The following is a 15542-nucleotide window of genomic DNA, read 5'->3' as shown; positions in this document are numbered from 1 at the left end:
GCCGCCGCGGCGGGCACCCGGGACCGGGCAGGGGTTTTCAGATGCCGACACTCCAGACGTCCGCCAAAGCGCGGGTCGCCGCGCTGGTCGCCGCCGGGGGCGTGCTGCTGGCGGGCGGGTTCGCCGGGCTCGCGCCGAGTCCGGGCACGGCCTCCAGCCACCGCGAGGCGCCGCTCATCTCGGGGCAGCCGCAGTACGACAACACCGACGTGTACGCGTTCGTCAGCCCGGACAAGCCGGACACGACGACGCTGATCGCCAACTTCATCCCGTTCGAGGACCCGGCCGGCGGGCCCAACTTCTACAAGTTCGCCCGGGACGCGCGCTACGACCTGAACGTCGACAACGACGGCGACTCGCTCCCGGACCTCACCTACCGGTTCCAGTTCCACGACCGGCTGAAGAACGGGAACACGTTCCTCTACAACACCGGGCCGGTGACGAGCCTCGACGACCCGGACCTCAACTTCACGCAGACCTACGACCTGACGCTCGTCCGGCGGGTGGACGGCAACGTGCGCGGCATCCACAAGCTCATCGACGACGCGCCGGTGGCTCCGTCCAACGTGGGCCGGGCGTCGATGCCGGACTACGCGACGCTGCGCGCGCAGGCCGTCAAGCCGGCGGGCAACGGCGTGACGTCGTTCGCCGGGCAGGCCGACGACTCGTTCTTCCTCGATCTGCGCGTGTTCGACCTGCTCTACGGGGCGAACCTCAAGGAGGTCGGCAACGACACCCTGAGCGGCTACAACGTGAACACGGTCGCGCTGCAGGTGCCGACGCGGCACCTGGTGAAGGGGCAGGACCCCGTGATCGGGGTGAACTCGACGGTGTCGCGGCTCACCGCGTCCGGCCAGTACACGCAGGTGTCGCGGCTGGGGAGCCCCCTCGTGAACGAGGTGGTCGTCCCGCGCGGCAAGAAGGACACGTTCAACGCGTCCACGCCATGGCAGGACGCGCAGTTCGCCGGGTTCGTCACCGACCCCGAGCTGCCGAAGCTGATCGAGAAGATCTACAAGATCCCGGCGCCGCCCGGGCCGCGCAACGACCTCGTCCAGGCGTTCCTGACCGGCGTGCCGGGGCTGAACCAGCCGGCGCGCGTCCGGCCGGCCGAGCTGCTGCGGCTCAACACGTCGATCAAGCCGGCCGCGAAGCCCGACCGGCTCGGGGTGCTCGGCGGCGACAAGGCCGGCTTCCCGAACGGGCGGCGGCTCACCGACGACGTCATCGACATCGAGCTCCAGGCCGTCGAGGGCGAGCTGCTCGGCAAGAAGAACGACCTCGGGGACGCCGTCAACGCCAACGACGTCGGCTTCGAGAAGGCGTTCCCGTACGTCGCGCAGCCGCACTCGGGGTCGGACGTGCGCGGTGCGACGAAGTCCGGGGCGAAGGCGTCCGGCGCGGCGAAGGACGACGGCGAGACCGTGAACTTCCTCAACGCCGGCGCGGTCGAGGACGACTCGGACGACGGCGGCTCCGGGCCGCTGTCCCTGCTGCCGGTCGCGGCGCTGTCGGGCGCCGGGGCGTTCGTGCTGACCGGCGGGCTGCTGTGGTGGCGGCGCCGGCGGCCCGCGACGGGACGGCCCGAGAACTGATGCGTGCCCTTCTCACCGGGGCCTCCGCGGCCGGGCTGGTCGCGGCGCTCACGCTCGGATCGGCGGTCGCCTTCGGCCGCCCGTCCGGGCCCACCGCCGCGGCCGGCCCGGCCGGTCCCCCGGCCGCCGGCATCGCCGGGCTGCAGCAGCGGCTGCGCGAGCAGCCGCACGACGCCGCGGGCTGGGCGTCGCTCGGCGCCGCCTACGTGGAGCGGGCCCGGCTGACCGCGGACCCGACGTACTACCCGAAGGCCGGCGAGGTGCTGCGCCGCTCGCTGCGGGAGGCGCCCGGGAACGACGGGGCGCTCGCGGGCCTCGGCGCGCTGGCGGCGGCGCGGCACGACTTCCACGGGGCCCTGCGGTACGCGGACGGCGCGCTGAAGGCGAACCCGTACGGGCAGCGGGCCGCCGCCGTCCGGGTGGACGCGCTCGTCGAGCTCGGCCGCTACGACGACGCGCTCGCCGCCGCCCGGCGCGCCGACGCGACGCGCCCCGGCATCCCGATCTTCACGCGGCTCGCGTACGTGCGGGAGCTGCGCGGGGACGTGCCGGAGGCGCGGCGCGTCCTCGGGCTGGCGCGCGCGTCCGCGACCGGGCCCGGCGACCTCGCCTACATCGCGGTGCAGCTCGGCGAGCTGGCCTGGAACGACGGCGACCTCGGCCGGGCCGGGCGCGAGTACGCCGAGGCGCTGCGCCTGTCCCCCGGCGACCTGCCCGCCCTGGACGGCGACGCCCGCGTCCGGGCCGCGCGGGGCGACACGGCCGGCGCGCTCGCCGTGCGGGCGGAGATCGTCCGGCGGCTGCCGCTGCCGCAGTACCTCACCGAGTACGGGGAGCTGCTGGAGTCGGCCGGGCGCCGCGACGAGGCGGAGCGCCAGTACGCGGTCGCGACGGCGTGGGCGCGGATCGCCGAGGCCAACGGCGTCGACGCCGACCTGGAGACCGCTCTGTTCGAGAGCGACCACGGCGATCCGGATGCGGCGCTGCGCGCGGCGCGGGCCGAGTACGGGCGGCGCTGCCCGGGCGCGCGCGTCCGGCGGTGCAGCGTCCACGCGGCCGACGCGCTGGCCTGGGCGCTGCACGTCAACGGGCGGGACGCGGAGGCCCTGCGCTACGCCCGCCAGGCGACGGCGACCGGATACCGCCGCGCGCAGTTCCGGTTTCACCTCGGCGCCATCGAGAAGGCGCTCGGGAAGCGCGCCGGAGCCCGCCGCGACCTGGCCGGGTCGCTGCACCGCAATCCGCACTTCTCGCCGCTGTGGGCGCCCCGCGCCAAGGCGGCCCTGGACGACCTGGAAGGTGCGTCGTGATCGTTCTCGCGCTCGCCGCCGGGATGCTCGCCGTGCATCCGCTGGGCAACTTCACCGTCAACCACTACGACGGCCTGGTCCTGGCGCCGCACGAACTGCGGATCGACCACGTCGAGGACCTGGCGGAGATCCCCGCCGCGCAGGCGATGCCGGAGGTCGACGCCGACCGCGACGGGCGGCCGTCGAGCGGTGAGCTGGCCGCGTGGGCGGACCGGTCCTGCGAGCGGGCGGCCGCGTCGTTCCGCGTCACGGTGGACGGGCGCGCCGTCACCGCGTCGGCCGCGTCCGCCGCCGCCTCCGCGCCGCGCGGGCAGGCGGGGCTGCCGACACTGCGGCTCGAATGCCGCATCACCGCGCCCGCCGGGCCGGGGGCGGTCGCCTTCCGGGCCGGCGCCGCGGCGGACGGCCGGATCGGCTGGCGGGAGATCACCGCGCGCGGCGACCGGATGACGCTGTCCGCGTCCGACGTGCCGGAGACGTCCCGCAGCCGGCGTCTCACCGCCTACCCCGAGGACATGCTCTCCTCGCCGCTCGACCAGCGGTCGGCGGCCCTCACCGTGCGGGCGGGCGGGCCGCCGCTCGCCGCGCCCGCGTCCGGCGGCGGGCCCGGGAGGCTGCTGCCGCGCGGCGCCGACGGGCTCACGCAGCGGTTCACGTCCCTGGTCGCCCGGCACGACCTCACGCCCGGGTTCGCCGCCCTCGCCTTCCTGATCGCGCTGCTCCTCGGCGCCCTGCACGCGCTCGCACCGGGCCACGGGAAGACGATCATGGCGGCGCACGCGATCGGGGACGGCCGGCGGCGCACGCGGGACGTCCTCACGCTGGGCCTCACCGTCACCCTCACCCACACGGCGGGGGTGCTCGCCCTCGGCCTGCTCGTGACGACGGGTTCGCTCCTCGCCCCCGAGGCCCTGTTCCCCTGGCTCGGCGCGGCCGGCGGCGTCCTCGTGACCGCGGCGGGCGCGCTCCTGATGCGCCGCGCCCTCCACGACCGCCGCCACGCACACGGTCACGGGCACGGTCACGGGCATGAGCACGGGCACGGGCCCGGGCATGAGCACGACCACGGGCACGGGCGTTCGCGCCGGGGCGGGGTCGTGTTGATGGGGCTGGCGGGCGGCATGGTCCCGAGCCCCTCCGCGGTGGTCGTGCTGGTCGGCGGGGCGGCGATCGGGCGGGCGTGGTTCGGGGTCGTGCTCGTCCTGGCGTACGGGCTCGGCCTGGCCGCGGCGCTGGTGTCGGTCGGGCTCCTTGTCCTCGGCGGACGGCAGGTGCTGGCGCGGCGCATTCCGGCCATACGGCTGCGGCTCCCACGCGGAATGATGCCCATGGGGACGTCCGCGACGGTCGTCGCTCTCGGGCTCGGGCTGACGTTGCGCAGCCTGGTGCCGTGATGTCCGATCCGAGGCGGCCCCGGATGCGTAGTGCCGGAGGGACGGCCTACCGAGGGGAGCCCGGCATGCCGGCAGAGACGAGACCGCCGGGCCGCGGCACGGTGTCCGCGCACGACGCGGACCTGCTGCTCGGCCGGACGGCGCGCGGCGACGAGCGCGCGTTCGAGCTGCTGTACGACGTGGTGGCGGCGCCGGTGCACGGGCTCGCGCGGCGGGTCGTCCGCGACCCGGCGATGGCGGAGGAGGTGACGCAGGAGGTGATGATCGAGGTATGGCGGTCGGCGCCCCGGTACGACCCGGAGCGCGGCGGCGCCATGGCGTGGATCATGACGATCGCGCACCGCCGGGCCGTGGACCGGGTGCGGCGCGAGCAGAGCGCGGACGAGCGCGCGGCGCGGGCCGCCCATTCGGGGGCGGGCGGCGGGCACGACCCGGCCGACCCGGTGGCCGAGCGGGTCGAGGCGCGGCTGGAGCACGAGCGGGTGCGGCGCTGCCTGCGGACGCTGACGGACCTGCAGCGCGAGTCGGTGACGCTCGCCTACTATGGCGGGCACTCCTACCACGAGGTCGCCGCCCTGGTCGGGGCGCCGCCGAACACGGTGCGGACCCGGATGCGCGACGGCATCATCCGGCTGCGCGACTGCCTGGGGGTGACACGATGACGGACGACCCGCACGCCCTCGCCGGCGCGTACGCGCTCGACGCGGTCGACGACGCGGCCGAACGGCGGCTGTTCGAGGCTCATCTCGACGGGTGCGAGAGCTGCGCGGCCGAGCTGCGCGAGTTCCAGGCGACGACGGCCCGGCTCGCCGTCGCGGTCGCCGAACCGCCCCCGCCGCAGCTGCGCGACCGGGTGCTGGCCGACATCCGGAACGTCCGGCAGCTTCCGCCCGAGTCGCCGCGCCGGGACGAGGTCGTCCGGGAGATCCGGCCGCGGCGGTGGCGGCGAGCGGTCGCCGCCGGGCTGGCCGCCGCCGCGTGCCTGGTCACGGCCACGTCCGTGGGCGTTGCGGTCCGCGAGCGGCAGCGGGTGGAACGGACGGAGGCCGCGTACCGGGACGTGTCCTCGGTGCTGTCCGCGCCGGACGCGCGCTCGGCGACGGGCCGCGCCGCCGGGGGCGGGACGGTCACGATCGTCGCGTCCGCGTCGCGGGGCCGGGTGGTCGTCGCGTCGTCCGGGCTGCGGACGCTGCCGTCGTCGCAGGCGTACCAGCTGTGGCTGATCGACGCGGACGGCCCGCGTTCGGCGGGGCTCCTGCCCGGCGACCGGGGGCGCCCGGTGGTCGCCGGGGCGTGGCGTCCGTCCGACAAGCTGGGCGTCACGGTGGAGCCCGCCGGCGGCTCGGCGCGCCCCACCACCACGCCGCTCGTCCTGCTGAGCCCCGCCTGACCCGTTGTCGTCTTCCTGACGATATGTGATCATTGCCGGCATGTCGGTGCATGTTCCGCTGGGTCCGCTGCTCGATCCCGCCTTCCACCTGGGGTCGGTCCCGACGACGTGGGCGGAGCTGCTCGGCTTCGCGACCGGCGCGGTGAACGTGTGGCTCGTCGTCCGGCAGAACATCATCAACTGCGTCATTCGACCAGGAGCAGTTCCGTGACGTAAAACTCCCGGATGTCGGCGATCACCAGGTACTCGGCTATTCCCCGCACGCCCTCCCTCAGCGAGAAGGAGTAGTGAACGCCGACCGCGTCCAGCGGCACTCCCGGGGGTGGGAGGCCGGCGTCGATCGCCGCACCGCCGCGCTTCGCCAGGTCGCAGAGCTGGCGGTTGAGGATGTCCCGCACCGGCTTGGGCATGGCCAGCAGAACGTGGACCACCTTCTCCGTGCAGAAGACGGTCCAGCCGCGGCCGTGGAAGGTCATTCGGCGCCATCACGGCGTCCGAGCCGGCGCTGAACCTCCGAGAGCGGCACGAGGTCGCGCCCGGCCCGCGCGTCGGCGAGCCGCTTCTCGCGGCCGGGGTCCTGGGCCAGGACCGCCTGGCCCCACCAGACGAGCATCACCTCGTCGAAGTCGGCCTCGGACTCGGCGGCCGTGACCTGCTCGATGAACAGCGCGCGCTTCTCCTTGGGGAGCCGCTCGCCGATGCTCTTGATCGTCCGCGGGACCCCGTAGGCGGCCCCCGAAGACGGCAGAGCGGGCTCTGCCGGCTGTGCGCTCATGCCGCTCCCGTCCGTCTTGCTCGGTCCCCGCTCACCCGTACACCGGGACCCTACAATCCCGCACCGACAGGACGGAGGGCCATGACCTGGAGGCCCTCATTCATGCCGAGATCATCGGCTGCGAGTCGCCACGTCCCCGGCCTCCGTGGTCAGTACGGCTAGTCGTCGTAGGTGAGGCCGTAACCGAACGGGAAGAGGGGCTTCTTGCCGTCGCCCTTGTTGATGGGCTCCTGGTCGCCGCTCCGCATCCACGTCACCGGAAGCCGGCCCTTCGGGTCGGCGTCGCCGTACAGGACGTCCGCGACGCCTTCGCCTTCCGTTCCCGGCAGCCACGACGCGACCAGCGCGTCCCACTTCGGGAGGTTCCCGGCGATGTCCAGCGGACGGCCCGACACCAGCAGCACGACCACCGGGACGCCGGCGGCGCGCAGCCGGTCGATCGTCTTCAGGTCGGCCCCGTCCAGTCCCAGGCCGTCGGTCCGGTCACCGTGGTACTCGGCGTACGGGGTCTCGCCCACGACGGCGATCGCCACGTCGTAGGACGAGTCGACGCCGGCGCCGTCCTCGGCGTAGGCGACGGTCGCGTCCGGGCCGGCCGCCTCGCGGATGCCGTCCAGGATCGTCGTCCCCGGCGTGATCGGGCCCGGCCTCCCCTGCCAGGTGATCGTCCAGCCGCCCGACTGCATGCCGATGTCGTTCGCGCTGCGGCCGGCGACGAACACCCTGTCCCCGTCGTCCAGCGGGAGCACGCCGTCGTCGTTCTTCAGCAGCACCTGCGACTCGGCGACCGCCCGCCGCGCCAGCGCCCGGTGCGCGGCGCTCCCGATCGTCCTCAGGTACCCGCGGTCGGCCATCGGACGCTCGAACAGGCCGAGCTCGAACTTCTTCGCCAGGATCCGGCGGTTCGCGTCGTCGACGCGGGACATGGGGACGTCGCCGTCCTTCACCGCGTCCCGCAGGTAGCCGATGAACCGGCGCCACTCGGTCGGCACCATCACCATGTCGATCCCGGCGTTGACCGCGGCCGCGACCTCGTCCTTGGTGAACCCGGGCTTCCCGTCGATCTCGTCGATGCCGTTGTAGTCCGACACGACGAACCCGGTGAACCCGAGCTCGCCCTTCAGCACGTCCGTGATCAGGTACCTGTTCTGGTGCATCTTCAGCCCGTTCCAGGAGCTGTAGGAGACCATCACCGCGCCGACGCCGCGCTCCACCGCCGCGCGGAACGGCGGCAGGTGCACCGCGCGGAGCCCCTCCTCCGGGAGCCTCGTGTCGCCCCGGTCGGCGCCGCCCTCGGTGCCGCCGTCCCCCACGAAGTGCTTCGCCGTGGCCAGGACGGACGTGGGGCCGCCCAGCGTGTCGCCCTGCAGCCCGTCGATGATCGTCGTCATCATCGACGGCAGTTCGGGCACCTCGCCGAAGGACTCGTACGTCCGTCCCCACCGGTCGTCGCGGGCGACGCACACGCACGGCGCGAAGTTCCAGTCGACGCCCGTCCCCGCCATCTCCTCGGCGGTCGCCGCGCCGATCCTGCGGACCAGCGCGGGGTCGCGGGTCGCCCCGAGCCCGATGTTGTGCGGGAAGATCGTCGCGCCGACCATGTTGTTGTCGCCGTGCACCGCGTCCACCCCGTACATGACGGGGATGCGCAGCGGTCCGGCGAGCGCCGCCTTCTGGTACCCGTCGTACATGTCGGCCCAGCTCTCCGGCGTGTTCGGCTCAGGTGCCGACCCGCCGCTGGACAGCACCGACCCGATCCGGTAGCGGGTGACCTCCGCGGGGGTGACGTACCGGCGCTCCGGCTGCGTCATCTGGCCGAGCTTGTCGTCCAGGCTCATCCGGCCGAGCAGGTCGTCCACCCTGTCCCGGACGGGCAGCTGGGGGGCGAGGTAGCGGGCGGGGCCCGGGTCCGCCCGGACGGGCCCGCCGTAACCGGCGAGCGCCAGCGCCGCCAGCATTCCGAAGGCCAGAAGACGGGACCGCATCGCGCGCGGGGAGGATCTGTGCATGCGGAAAGCTTTTCCAGGGTTGATCAAACGCAACGCAACCAGATATCCGCACATGAGCAATATCTGACGGTCATAGGGCCCTCGTTCGGGATCGAACCGACACCTCCGGGACCACAACCCGGTGTGCAGACCACTACACCACGAAGGCCGTATCTCCGGCAGGAATCGAACCTGCGACCTCCGGGTCCGCAACCCGGCGCGCTCTCCACTGCGCCACGGAGACTCGTTCTGACGTACCAGGTGCAGGAATCGAACCTGCCTAAAGCGGGATATGAATCCGCCGGACACACCAGCATCCTCACCTGGCGCGGAGGGTGCGAGATTCGAACTCGCGCAGGGTCGCCCCTGACGACGGCTTAGCAAGCCGCTGCCTTCCCGCTCGGCCAACCCTCCGGAAAACAAAAAGACCGCCCATATCCCAGGGCGGCCGAGGACGTCTATCTCACGTCCGTCGTCGACTCCCGAGACCGGAAAGGGAACTGCTGTGCATTCGATGGCGACGCATCTTCCCTCTCCTCCCGGTCTCGTTCCGTTCTGACGCCCATGGTGCCGGGGCGGCTCCCGCCCCGGCAACCCATTTATCGGTCAGCCGCCGAAATCGGCCCCCGGGAACCTTCTCCAGGGGGAACCCCTCAGCGCCCCGTCCAGGGCGACGACGTCCGGAACGCGCCCGGCACGCGCCCGGCAGTTCGTTGATCTGCGGCATGTTGTTGTTTTGAGCGCGTCCATAACAACGACACGCCGCAGGTCAACGCAGCGGGGGCCGCCGTCACACGGTGGAACGCGGCGCGTCCAGAGCCGCGCTGAGCGCCCGGAGCGCGTGGTAGACGCGGACCTTGACCACGTCCACCGGCATCCCCAGCGAGGCGGCGGCCTCATTGACCGACCGGTCCCGGAAGACCGTCTCGGTGAGGATCTCGCGGTGCGCCGGCGGCAGCGCCTGGAAAGCCCGGGCGACCACCGCGGGGCGCATCCGCTGCCCCGGCATCCCGGGGACGAACGAACCGGTGTCTTTGCCCATTCGCAGTGCCACGCAACGAACCTCGCACCCCCGAGCCCCCAAGGCTCCCCCCTTATGCCCGCGTTAAGGAAGAGTTGAGGGTGGGATTCGGGGCGACCGGGCGAGGGGGGTCTTGGAGGCCAGGAGGGCCAGGGCCGCGGCGCCGTAGAGGCCGGCGTCGCGGTCGAGGGTGGTGGAGGCGACATGCAGGTCGCGGAGGTGGGGCATGCCCGCGCGGTCGGCCATGGCCGTGCGGAGGGGGGCGAGGAGGAGGTCGCCGGAGGCGGCGACGCCGCCGCCGATGACGACGTCGCGGACGTCGAGGACGGCGGCGGTGCTGAGGATGGCGGTGGCGAGGGCGGTCGCGGCGCGCTCGAAGGCGGCGAGCGGGATGCGGGCGCCGTCGCGGGCGGCGGTGGCGAGGGCCTTGGCGTCGGGGCGGCCGGTGGCGAGGGTCCAGCCCTGGGCGAGGGCCCAGCGGACCATGCTGGGGCCGCCGGCGACCGTCTCCAGGCAGCCGCGGGCGCCGCAGACGCAGGGTTCGCCGTCCTGGTCGACGAGGACATGGCCGATGTGGCCGGCGTTGCCGGTCCGTCCCGTCCAGGGGCGGCCGTCGAGGACGAGGCCGCCGCCGACGCCGGTCGACACGACGATGCCGAGCAGGGACGCGGCGGAGTGGCCGCCGCGCCACCATTCGCCGAGGGCCATGCACTGGGCGTCGCCCGCGAGGGAGACGGGGACGCCGGGGACGAGGCGCTGGACGGCGGCGACGAGGGGGTAGCCGCGCCAGCGGGGGATGTTGATCGGGCTGACGGTGCCGGCGACCGTGTCGATGGGGCCCGCCGAGCCGATGCCGACGCCGGTGATGCCGGGTTCGGCGAAGTCGGCGACGAGGCCGCGGAGGGTCGCGGTGGGCGACTGCCCGACGGGGTGCTCGGCTCGGTCGAGGAGCGTCCCGGACGCGTCGACGCGGGCGACGGCGAACTTGGTTCCGCCGATGTCCAGCGCGAGGACGGTCATGACCCGATTCCCGGGAGCACGCGGTAGAGGGTGCCCTTCCCGGTGAGGTGCGTCGCGGGGGCGCCGGCGGGGATGAAGGCGGCCTCGCCCCGGCCGAGTGTCAGGTCCGGGGTGAGGCGGGCCTCGCCCTCCAGGCAGAGGAGCGTCTGGGGAAGGCCCGCGGGCAGCTCGTCCGGGTCGTCGGTGAGGTCGTGGCGGACGAGGGTGAACTCGGCGGCGGCCGACCGGTACTGGTTTCCCGCCGGCTCGACCCGGGCCGGGGCGGACGGGGCGAACTCCACCACGCGCATCAGTTCGGGGACGTCCACGTGCTTCCCGGTGAGGCCGCAGCGCAGGACGTTGTCGGAGTTCGCCATGACCTCGATCGCGAGCCCGCCCAGGTAGGAGTGGGGCACTCCGGCGTCGAGGAAGAGCGCTTCGCCGGGTTCGAGTTCGACGTGGTTGAGCAGCAGCGCGGCGAGGACGCCCTGGTCGCCGGGGTGGGCGCGGGCGATGCCCGCGTAGACGCCGGTGAGGGCGGGTTCGACCGCGGCCAGGACGGGACGGGAGCTCTCGTCCAGCATCTGGGTGAGGACGGTGCGCAGTGCCTTCGCGGGCGGCTCGGTGCGGAGGGCGGTGGCCCAGGGGCGCAGTCCGGGGACGCCGAGGCCGTCGAGGAGGGCGGCCGTCTCCCGGGGCTCGCGGAAACCGCAGAGGCCGTGGAAGGCGGTGAGCGCGCAGACCATCTCCGGTTTGTGGAACGGGTCCTTGTAGGTGCGGACGCGGTCGTCGATCGGGATGCCGCGCGCCTCTTCCGCGGCGAAGCCGGCCTCGGCCTGCGCGGTCGTGGGATGCACCTGGAGAGAGAGCGGTTTCTCGACGGCCAGCACTTTGAGCAGGTACGGAAGGGTGGGGCCGAACCGGGCGATCGAGGCCGCGCCGAGCATCCCGGCGGGGTCGCGTTCGATGAGGGCGTCGAGCGGCGTCCCGTCCACGGACGAGGGGGCCGCCGGATGCGCGCCCGCCCACAGCTCCGCCTGCGGACGGCCGGTCGGCTCGGCGCCGAGCAGCTCCGGCAACGCGGTTCGCGACCCCCACTCGTAGGGCCGGATCACGGTGGACAGCGGCAGGGGCACCAACCCGCGGGTTCTCCTTACTCGGTGCGCCACGTCGGGAGGTCGGCGCTCGTGAAGGACAGGGTACAAGTGCCCGGCAGCCGCGAGCACGGAGCCCGGCGCTCGTGATCAACACGACATCCGGGACACGCGGTACGGGTGCGGACGGCGGTCCGGTGAACCTCCGGCGGCCCGTCCTCGAACTGATGGACGGGGACGGTGCCCGGCGGCCCGAACCCCTTAGGATGAACGCCGGGGAGGTGGTGGACGTGGGCAAGCACAACAAGCCGGCGACGCGGTCGTGCCCCGGCTGCAACGGGACCGGGACCAGTACCGCCACCCACGAGAGATGCAACGTCTGCCGGGGCACCGGACGCATCTGAGCGTCACGGTGCGGCGCGGGACGCCGGCGCCGCCCGCCGCGTGAGCGCGACCAGGAGCACCGCGGCGCAGGACGCCCAGGCCAGGACCGCGTAGCCGCCGGCCGACAGGACGACGGTCGACAGCAGGCTCGCCGCCGCGGCGGTCGTCCAGACGGCGGCGTCGACGGCGCCCTCGACGTGCGGGCGCTCCGCCTCCGGGAGGTCGCGGGCGAGCAGGCCGCTGCCGCCGACGAAGCACAGGTTCCACCCGTAGCCGAGCAGGAACAGCGCCGCGGGACGGCCCAGCGAGCCGGTCGCGACGGCGGCGAGGCCGGCGGAGGCCGCGAGGGTCAGCAGCCCGCCGGTGATCACCGGGCGGGCGCCGAAGCGGTCGAACAGGCGTCCCGTCACGGGTGACAGGGCGAACATGCCCAAGGTGTGCGCGGACAGAGTCATCCCCACCTGGTCCAGGCCGTCCCCGTGCATGTGCATGTCGAGCGGCGCGGCGGTCATGACGGCGACCATCACGACCTGCGCGGTCACCATCACGGTCAGCGCGGAGCGAGCGGCCGGGGTCCGGACCAGATCGCGCAGCGGCGGCGCGGCCGGTGCTCCGGCCCGCCCCCGCGGGCCGCCCGCCGCCGCGGCGGCGGCGACCGCGCAGGTGAGGAGGGCGAGGAGGAACGGGCCGGTCAGCACGGGAAGGTCCGCGCCGCCGGCGAGGTCACCGGACGGGTCGAGCAGCAGCGGGCCGCCGACCGCGCCCGCCGCCGCGGACCAGACGACGAGCCCGATGGCGGAGCCGCGCCGTTCGGGCGGGTGCAGGTCGGCCGCCGCGTAGCGGGACAGCTGGGCGGCCGCGTTGCCGAGGCCGAGCAGGATCATCCCGGCGCACAGCCCGGCGACGTCGCCGTTCGCGACCGCCGCCGCGGCCAGGCATGCTCCCGCCGCGGCGGCGATGTAGCCGAGGACGAAGGCGGCGCGGCGGCTCATCCGGCGGTTCAGCCGGGTCAGCGCGAGCGCGCCGGCGCCCGTCCCGACGATGCCGGCGGTGGCGGGGACGCCGCCCCAGCCGGCACCGAGCCGGTCGGCGGCGACGAGCGTGCCCGTCGCGCTCGTCACCGCCATGGACGCGTTCATCAGGGCGGTGCCCGTGCAGAGGGCCGCCATCGGACGTGACTGTTTCGCCATGCCTTAACGCTATGAACGCCGATCCGTCCGAGGAATGGGCGATCGCTGGCGTTCCCGCCCATCCGCTTCTAGTTTGTAAGGAGTTATCCGGGAAGGACTTTCGCCATGGACAGGCCCCTGGACCAGACCGACTGGCGCATCCTCACCGAGCTGCAACGGGACGGGCGCCTGTCGTTCAGCAGGCTGGCGGGTCTGGTGAACCTCTCCTCTCCGGCCGTCGCCGAGCGGGTGCGGCGCCTGGAGGAGTCGGGAGTGATCACCGGGTACCGGGCGCAGGTCGATCCGGCGCGCGCGGGCCAGCCGCTGACCGCGTTCGTGCAGATGCGCTGCGCCCTCGGGCGCTGCCTGCTGAAGACGACGGCGGCCGAGGACCTGCCCGAGGTCACCGAGGTCCACAAGCTGAGCGGAAGCTGGTGCTCGATGCTGAAGGTGCGGGTCGCGTCCATGGCGCATCTCGAGGGGCTGCTGGAGCGGCTCGGCGAGCACGGCGAGATGAACTCGCACATCGTCCTGTCGACCGCCTACGAGGGGCGCGCCGTGGTGCCCCCGGCGCCCGGCGAGCGGACGGTCACGGCCTCCGAGGGCTGGACACGCTAGGTGTTTCCGGATCATGAAGGCGGCGCGGACGTCCAGGAAATGGTTGAATCGGGCGCTATGTGGCACTCGTCACTGCGCTCCACGCCCTGGCGACGGAGATATCAGCCCGGTGTTCCCGGTGAAGTCGACATCCCGGATATCCCCGTCACGCGGTTCCTCGACGATGCCGCGGACCGGTATCCGCGCAAGCCCGCACTGATCTTCTTCGGCCGGCAGCTCACCTATCGCGACCTGCGCGAGGCGGTGGACCGCTTCGCCGACGGACTGCGCCGGCTCGGGGTGCAGCCGGGCGACCGGGTGGCGCTGATCCTGCCGAACTGCCCGCAGCAGGTCATCGCGTTCTACGGGGTGCTGCGCCGGGGGGCCATCGCCGTCCAGCACAACCCGCTCTACACCGAGGAGGAGATGCTCCGCCAGCTCGCGGACTGCGGCGCGCGGGTGGCGGTCGTCCTGGATCGTTCCTTCGCGACGGTGCGGGCGGTGCGCTCCCGGCTGAGGCTGGACCACATCGTCGTCACGTCCATGCTCGACTTCCTGCCGGCGTCCAGGCGGATCGCGCTCCGCCTGCCGCTGGTGCAGATGCAGCGGCGGCGCGCGGACATCACCGCGGACGTGCCGGACGATCCGGGCGTCGTGCCGTTCACGAGGCTGCAGCGGCCTACCCGGGGGGCGGTGCGGCAGCTGCCCGTGGACCCGGCGCGGCATCTGGCCGCGATCCAGTACACCGGCGGGACGGAGGGGCGTCCCAAGGGCGCGATGCTGACGCACCGGAACCTCGTCGCGAACGCCTGCCAGCAGCACTCGTGGGACCTCGAAGGGCGGCCCGGAGAGGACGTGACGCTCGCCGTCCTGCCCCTCTTCCACTCGTTCGGGCTGGTGAGCTGCCTCGTCTCGCCGGTGGTGACGGCCGGGGCGGTGGTGCTGCTGCCGCGCTACGACGGCGACCGGGTGCTGCGGGCGATCCGCAGGTACCGGCCGACCATCTTCCCGGGCGTGCCGACGCTGTACGAGCAGGTGCTCGACAGCCCCCGGTTCCAGCCGTCCGACCTGCGGTCGCTGCGCATCTTCATCTCCGGCGCGATGGACCTGCCGCAGAGCACCATCGACCGGCTGGAGCGACTCGGCGCGAAGGGCCTCAGCAACTGCTACGGGCTCACCGAGGCGTCCCCGGCCATCACCGCGAACCCGCTCGACGGCACGGCCCGGAACCTGACCGTCGGGCTCCCGCTGCCATCGACCGACGCGGTCGTCGTCGACCAGGACGAGCCGACGCGGGTACTGCCGCCCGGCGAGGCCGGGGAGCTGGTCGTGCGCGGGCCGCAGGTCTTCGCCGGCTACTGGAACGCGCCGCTCGCGACCGCGCAGACCCTGTCGAAAGGGTGGCTGCGCACCGGTGACATCGCCGTGATGGACGAGGACGGTTTCATCACCATCCTGGCCCGCCTGCGGGACATGATGAAGGTGAACGGCTTCACCGTGTTCCCGACCGAGGTGGAGAAGGTGCTGCGCCGCCATCCCGCCGTCTACGACTGCGCGGTGATCAGCGTGCCGGACACGCGGCGCGGGGAGCGCATCATCGCCCACGTGGTGGAACATCCCGCCTACCCCTTCTCGGCGGAGGAGCTGCGGACGCACTGCAAGCGGTACCTGTCGCACTACAAGGTGCCGTCGGAGTTCCGTCCGCGCACGGAACTGCCCAGGAACCTGCTCGGCAAGATCGTCCGGCAGCAGCTGCGGGACGAGTTCGCCGAGTCCGCGCCCAGGCGGATGGGCTCGGCCCAAAGCGGTTGAGCGGCGCGGAGTGG

Annotated in this window: 16 protein-coding genes and 4 tRNA genes; 9 read left to right on the top strand and 11 right to left on the bottom strand. The window is 73.6% G+C overall.

Annotated features, from left to right (window positions below; translation table 11 throughout):
* Nucleotides 1-41: 41 nt before the first annotated feature.
* From SM611_RS07110 to SM611_RS07085, 6 genes are all read left to right on the top strand, one after another.
* Nucleotides 42-1595, top strand: a complete 1554-nt coding sequence (locus SM611_RS07110; RefSeq protein WP_371948185.1) for a DUF4331 domain-containing protein — start codon at nt 42-44, stop codon at nt 1593-1595.
* Nucleotides 1595-2905, top strand: coding sequence for a tetratricopeptide repeat protein (locus tag SM611_RS07105; protein WP_371948183.1), 1311 nt, complete (start codon nt 1595-1597; stop codon nt 2903-2905). The genes SM611_RS07110 and SM611_RS07105 overlap by 1 nt, the downstream gene beginning before the upstream one ends.
* Nucleotides 2902-4299, top strand: a complete 1398-nt coding sequence (locus tag SM611_RS07100) for a High-affinity nickel-transporter (RefSeq protein ID WP_371948182.1) — start codon at nt 2902-2904, stop codon at nt 4297-4299. Before SM611_RS07105 ends, SM611_RS07100 begins: the two co-directional genes overlap by 4 nt.
* A 65-nt stretch (nt 4300-4364) precedes the next feature.
* Nucleotides 4365-4961 (top strand): ECF RNA polymerase sigma factor SigK, encoded by a 597-nt coding sequence (sigK, locus tag SM611_RS07095; protein WP_371948181.1) that lies wholly within the window; start codon nt 4365-4367, stop codon nt 4959-4961.
* Entirely contained in the window at nt 4958-5689 is a 732-nt protein-coding gene (locus tag SM611_RS07090; protein WP_371948180.1) for an anti-sigma factor, read from the top strand. Before sigK ends, SM611_RS07090 begins: the two co-directional genes overlap by 4 nt.
* A gap of 40 nt (nt 5690-5729) precedes the next feature.
* A complete protein-coding gene (locus SM611_RS07085; protein WP_371948179.1) occupies nt 5730-5900 on the top strand; it encodes a hypothetical protein in 171 nt (56 codons plus the stop codon).
* Here the strand turns inward: SM611_RS07085 and SM611_RS07080 are convergent.
* The 10 genes from SM611_RS07080 to manA form a co-directional block, all read right to left on the bottom strand.
* Nucleotides 5875-6165, bottom strand: a complete 291-nt coding sequence (locus tag SM611_RS07080; protein WP_371948178.1) for a hypothetical protein — start codon at nt 6163-6165, stop codon at nt 5875-5877. The genes SM611_RS07085 and SM611_RS07080 overlap by 26 nt on opposite strands.
* A complete protein-coding gene (locus tag SM611_RS07075; protein WP_371948177.1) occupies nt 6162-6464 on the bottom strand; it encodes a hypothetical protein in 303 nt (100 codons plus the stop codon). Before SM611_RS07075 ends, SM611_RS07080 begins: the two co-directional genes overlap by 4 nt.
* A 158-nt stretch (nt 6465-6622) precedes the next feature.
* The gene (locus SM611_RS07070; RefSeq protein WP_371948176.1) at nt 6623-8473 is read right to left on the bottom strand and encodes a glycoside hydrolase family 3 protein; all 1851 of its coding nucleotides are present in this window, start codon (nt 8471-8473) and stop codon (nt 6623-6625) included.
* Nucleotides 8474-8549: 76 nt separating this feature from the next.
* A tRNA-His gene (locus SM611_RS07065) sits at nt 8550-8621 on the bottom strand.
* 2 nt (nt 8622-8623) lie between these two features.
* Nucleotides 8624-8696 (bottom strand) — tRNA-Arg (locus tag SM611_RS07060).
* An 11-nt stretch (nt 8697-8707) separates the two neighbouring features.
* A tRNA-Met gene (locus SM611_RS07055) sits at nt 8708-8780 on the bottom strand.
* Nucleotide 8781: 1 nt separating this feature from the next.
* Nucleotides 8782-8866: transfer RNA gene (locus SM611_RS07050), tRNA-Ser, on the bottom strand.
* Nucleotides 8867-9242: 376 nt separating this feature from the next.
* Nucleotides 9243-9506 (bottom strand): sigma factor-like helix-turn-helix DNA-binding protein, encoded by a 264-nt coding sequence (locus SM611_RS07045; RefSeq protein WP_371948175.1) that lies wholly within the window; start codon nt 9504-9506, stop codon nt 9243-9245.
* A gap of 51 nt (nt 9507-9557) precedes the next feature.
* The gene (locus SM611_RS07040) at nt 9558-10493 is read right to left on the bottom strand and encodes an ROK family protein (protein WP_371948174.1); all 936 of its coding nucleotides are present in this window, start codon (nt 10491-10493) and stop codon (nt 9558-9560) included.
* A complete protein-coding gene (gene manA, locus SM611_RS07035; RefSeq protein WP_371948172.1) occupies nt 10490-11608 on the bottom strand; it encodes a mannose-6-phosphate isomerase, class I in 1119 nt (372 codons plus the stop codon). The genes SM611_RS07040 and manA overlap by 4 nt, the downstream gene beginning before the upstream one ends.
* Before the next feature lie 155 nt (nt 11609-11763).
* On the opposite strand from manA, the gene SM611_RS07030 reads away from it, so the two are divergent.
* Nucleotides 11764-11970, top strand: a complete 207-nt coding sequence (locus SM611_RS07030; RefSeq protein ID WP_371948171.1) for a hypothetical protein — start codon at nt 11764-11766, stop codon at nt 11968-11970.
* A 3-nt stretch (nt 11971-11973) separates the two neighbouring features.
* Here the strand turns inward: SM611_RS07030 and SM611_RS07025 are convergent, their stop codons facing one another.
* Entirely contained in the window at nt 11974-13140 is a 1167-nt protein-coding gene (locus SM611_RS07025; protein WP_371948170.1) for an MFS transporter, read from the bottom strand.
* Between the two features lie 105 nt (nt 13141-13245).
* On the opposite strand from SM611_RS07025, the gene SM611_RS07020 reads away from it, so the two are divergent.
* Both SM611_RS07020 and SM611_RS07015 read left to right on the top strand, forming a co-directional pair.
* The gene (locus SM611_RS07020; protein ID WP_371948168.1) at nt 13246-13737 is read left to right on the top strand and encodes an Lrp/AsnC family transcriptional regulator; all 492 of its coding nucleotides are present in this window, start codon (nt 13246-13248) and stop codon (nt 13735-13737) included.
* Nucleotides 13738-13794: 57 nt separating this feature from the next.
* Nucleotides 13795-15528, top strand: a complete 1734-nt coding sequence (locus SM611_RS07015) for an AMP-binding protein (RefSeq protein WP_371948167.1) — start codon at nt 13795-13797, stop codon at nt 15526-15528.
* The last annotated feature ends 14 nt before the right edge of the window (nt 15529-15542 follow it).

The organism is Actinomadura monticuli (assembly GCF_041463655.1).
Taxonomy (GTDB): domain Bacteria; phylum Actinomycetota; class Actinomycetes; order Streptosporangiales; family Streptosporangiaceae; genus Spirillospora; species Spirillospora monticuli.
The sequence above is the reverse complement of the archived record's forward strand: the minus strand, read 5'-3'. Positions and strand labels throughout refer to the sequence as shown.

What these genes read in the sequence shown, in the direction of transcription:
- SM611_RS07110 (WP_371948185.1), top strand. Translation starts at nt 42, where the DNA reads ATGCCGACACTCCAGACGTCCGCCAAAGCGCGGGTCGCCGCGCTGGTC.
- SM611_RS07105 (WP_371948183.1), top strand. Translation starts at nt 1,595, where the DNA reads ATGCGTGCCCTTCTCACCGGGGCCTCCGCGGCCGGGCTGGTCGCGGCG.
- sigK (WP_371948181.1), top strand. Translation starts at nt 4,365, where the DNA reads ATGCCGGCAGAGACGAGACCGCCGGGCCGCGGCACGGTGTCCGCGCAC.
- SM611_RS07090 (WP_371948180.1), top strand. Translation starts at nt 4,958, where the DNA reads ATGACGGACGACCCGCACGCCCTCGCCGGCGCGTACGCGCTCGACGCG.
- SM611_RS07085 (WP_371948179.1), top strand. Translation starts at nt 5,730, where the DNA reads ATGTCGGTGCATGTTCCGCTGGGTCCGCTGCTCGATCCCGCCTTCCAC.
- SM611_RS07080 (WP_371948178.1), bottom strand. Translation starts at nt 6,165, where the DNA reads ATGACCTTCCACGGCCGCGGCTGGACCGTCTTCTGCACGGAGAAGGTG.
- SM611_RS07075 (WP_371948177.1), bottom strand. Translation starts at nt 6,464, where the DNA reads ATGAGCGCACAGCCGGCAGAGCCCGCTCTGCCGTCTTCGGGGGCCGCC.
- SM611_RS07070 (WP_371948176.1), bottom strand. Translation starts at nt 8,473, where the DNA reads ATGCACAGATCCTCCCCGCGCGCGATGCGGTCCCGTCTTCTGGCCTTC.
- SM611_RS07040 (WP_371948174.1), bottom strand. Translation starts at nt 10,493, where the DNA reads ATGACCGTCCTCGCGCTGGACATCGGCGGAACCAAGTTCGCCGTCGCC.
- SM611_RS07025 (WP_371948170.1), bottom strand. Translation starts at nt 13,140, where the DNA reads ATGGCGAAACAGTCACGTCCGATGGCGGCCCTCTGCACGGGCACCGCC.
- SM611_RS07020 (WP_371948168.1), top strand. Translation starts at nt 13,246, where the DNA reads ATGGACAGGCCCCTGGACCAGACCGACTGGCGCATCCTCACCGAGCTG.
- SM611_RS07015 (WP_371948167.1), top strand. Translation starts at nt 13,795, where the DNA reads ATGTGGCACTCGTCACTGCGCTCCACGCCCTGGCGACGGAGATATCAG.